Origin of the sequence: Mycobacterium sp. (assembly GCF_052144515.1) — a bacterium.
In the GTDB taxonomy this organism is placed as follows: domain Bacteria; phylum Actinomycetota; class Actinomycetes; order Mycobacteriales; family Mycobacteriaceae; genus Mycobacterium.
Genome location: NZ_JBKQQD010000540.1, coordinates 1 through 2,823 on the forward strand (window position 1 = coordinate 1; position 2,823 = coordinate 2,823).

Here is a 2,823-nt window from a genome sequence, read left to right on the forward strand (position 1 = left end):
AATCGCTGCTGCTCCGCGGCACCCACGACGACATTGCCGAAGCACAGGCCGCGATCGACACGCTGGCGGCGGTCCCGACCGACCCGGGGTTCGTCCTGCACGAACTGCCGCTGCTGCGGATGCGGGCCCTGCTGGCCCGCGCCCAGGGCGACGACATCGCCTACCGCGACTTGCGGGATCGCTACCGGGGCATGGCGAAAGCCCTTGAGTTCGAGGGGCACATCGACTGGGCTGAGGCGATGCCATGAACGCCGGTGCCAGGCCGGGAGCCCTGCCCTGGGGTCTTGCCACGTTCTTGTTTACCGATATCGAGGGTTCCACCCGACGGTGGGAGGCCGACCCGGAGGTGATGCGGGCAGCTCTGGCCGATCACGACGAGGTGGTCCGCACGGCGATCGAGGCTCATGGGGGTCGGGTGTTCAAGCACACCGGGGACGGGGTGTGCGCGGTGTTCACCTCACCCAGGGCCGCCGTCGACGCTGCGGTCGCCGCCCAGCAGGCACTCGAATTACCGGTCCGGATGGGGATTTCGACCGGGGAGGCCGAGCTGCGCGGGTCGGACTACTTCGGTGCAGTACTCAACCGGGCTGCCCGCGTGATGGCCGCCGGTCACGGCGGCCAGATCCTGCTCGACGGCCAGACGGCGGGTCTGTTGGGCGGGGTGGACCTGGTGGACCTGGGGCTCCGGCGGTTGCGGGACATCGCCCACCCGGTTCAGGTGTTTCAGGTCCGCGCCCTCGGCCTGCGCACCGAGTTCCCGCCGCTAGCAACCCTGGATGCGGCGTCGGGGAACCTGCGGGTCCCGTCGACAGTGGTCGTTGCTGCCGGGAATTCTCCGAGCTGTTCACCGGCTTTCCGGGGTGGTCGGATTTGCGCCCGACCCTCGAGAACCGTCTCATGCGGCTGGAAGACGAGATGGAAGACGGCCACCACGTAGTCCGCGCGGAAATCCCCGGAATCGACCCGGCCAAGGACGTCGATATCACCGTGCGCGACGGCCGGTTAACGATCAAGGCCGAGCGCAGCGAGAAGAAGGAAACCGAGGGCCGCTCGGAGTTTTCCTACGGCTCGTTCGTTCGCTCGGTTTCGTTGCCCGCCAGCGCTGACGAAGATGACATCAAAGCCACCTATGACAAGGGCATCCTGACCGTGTCGGTGGCCCTTCCCAAAGGGGCTGCGCCAGCGGAGAAACACATCGCTGTACAGGCCACAAGTTGAGTCATGCAGGACATAAATCGCCGCACACTGCCGGCATAGGGTGGTAATGCCGGAAAGGTATGTCCCGGCCGCGTGGGCGTTCCCCCACCGAGAAGCCAGCGACTCTGGTGGGTCTTGCGGGGCTAACCGGCAATGGTAATCAGTTGGCGCTCACCATCGATGACGGCGTCAGTGTTGTCGTGGTGGGCGGTTTACCTGTTGTTCGCTTCCGGTGCGATGATCGCGATCTGGGACGCAGGAAGATCCGGGAATGACACATATCGATTCTGAGGTGATCAAAAACGCGGTGCAGATCGCCTGCCGCGCACCATCGCTGCACAACAGCCAGCCGTGGGCCTGGGTGGCCGAGGCGGGGGTTCTGCACCTGTTCGCCGACCAGGACCGCATCGGGCAGGCCACCGACAGCTCGGGCCGGGAAGTGATCCTAAGCTGCGGGGTGGTGCTCGATCATTTGAGGGTCGCGATGGCGGCCGCCGGCGTCGACACCCACACGGAACGACGGATCGCCTCGGCGCGCCGACGATGGGCGTTGGTGACCAACGGCAGCGCCGTAAAGTGCAGCGACGCCAGGTGGTCAGGGTCGCGGGGATTGGGCAACCGCTGGCGCCGAACCGATCGGCGTGCGTTTGCCGCCCCCCAAGATTGGGGAGTCGTTTGAACCCGTGCTACGCCGCGCGTTCGATGCTGAGGCCGCAAAGCTTGATGTGGTGGCCGAGGAAGCCCATCCGCGATTGGCACAAGCATCGCGGTTGACCGAGACACTGCGCGCTAACGATTCGTCCTAACATGCCGAATTAGCGTGGTGGACAGTAGCGGGATCAGGGTTTGACCACGGCATGTCGCCAGGTGCGCTGCCATCGGACTCGGAGGCCGGCAGGGTCGACGTGGCCCGCGTCTTTCCGATCGCGGGTACCGCTGAACGCCGCGCGGGCATCGCTGCCGACCAGTCGAAGATTGTCGTGCTGTCCACTCACCACGACAGCCCAGCGCAGGTGCTGCGCTGCGGTGAAGCGCTGTCGGCGGTTCTGCTCGAATGCACGATCGCCGGCCTGGCGACCTGCACGCTGACGCACATGATCGAACTGGGCGCCAGCCGCGACATCGTGCGCGACGTGATTCGAACGCCCGGGCTGCCACAGGTATTGATCCGGGTGGGAACCATGCCTCCGCCCGACGGCGCTCTGCCACCCACGCCTCGCCGCCCACTTGCTGAGATCCTCGAGTTCCGCGCCTAGCTCGCCGTCGTTGCGTTCAAATGGAGCGTTCTCGAATGTAGAGAAATGAGACGTCAGCCTCGACCTTGCCTTGTGCACATCGGTTTCAACGACGATCATGGTGGTTGCTGTCTTCCGAAACAGTTGGACCGAAGACGGTTGGGGGCTGCCGCGATCAAGCGCACGCATCTGAGCCGGTGCCGACCACTGATGAACGCCCTAATAACGGCCGGACTAGCCAGCCTTACAGGCACGTACCAGGTGATTAGGACCCCACTACCGCAACGCCGCACTGTCGTCCTGACGCTGCCCAACACCCCTATAGGAGGCTGTGTGGACGCGACCGTTACCAAGGCCGGAATGTCTCAGGGATTCGACAGCGCCGTGGCTG

At 65.2% G+C, this 2,823-nt stretch carries 2 protein-coding genes and 2 pseudogenes; all 4 read left to right on the forward strand.

What is annotated here, in order from left to right; genetic code table 11:
* On the forward strand, positions 1–248 hold a 248-nt coding region (locus tag ACLP9N_RS36630; RefSeq protein ID WP_442411979.1), incomplete at its 5' end, for a hypothetical protein.
* Positions 245–820 (forward strand): annotated as a pseudogene (locus tag ACLP9N_RS36635) (adenylate/guanylate cyclase domain-containing protein); the annotation flags it as partial. The gene ACLP9N_RS36630 and the pseudogene ACLP9N_RS36635, both read left to right, overlap by 4 nt.
* Positions 821–840: 20 nt before the next feature.
* Positions 841–1,218 carry an Hsp20/alpha crystallin family protein gene (locus ACLP9N_RS36640; RefSeq protein WP_442411980.1) on the forward strand — a complete coding sequence of 126 codons (378 nt, stop codon included), beginning with the start codon at positions 841–843 and terminating at the stop codon, positions 1,216–1,218.
* A gap of 250 nt (positions 1,219–1,468) precedes the next feature.
* Positions 1,469–2,453 (forward strand): annotated as a pseudogene (locus ACLP9N_RS36645) (Acg family FMN-binding oxidoreductase).
* Positions 2,454–2,823 lie beyond the last annotated feature (370 nt).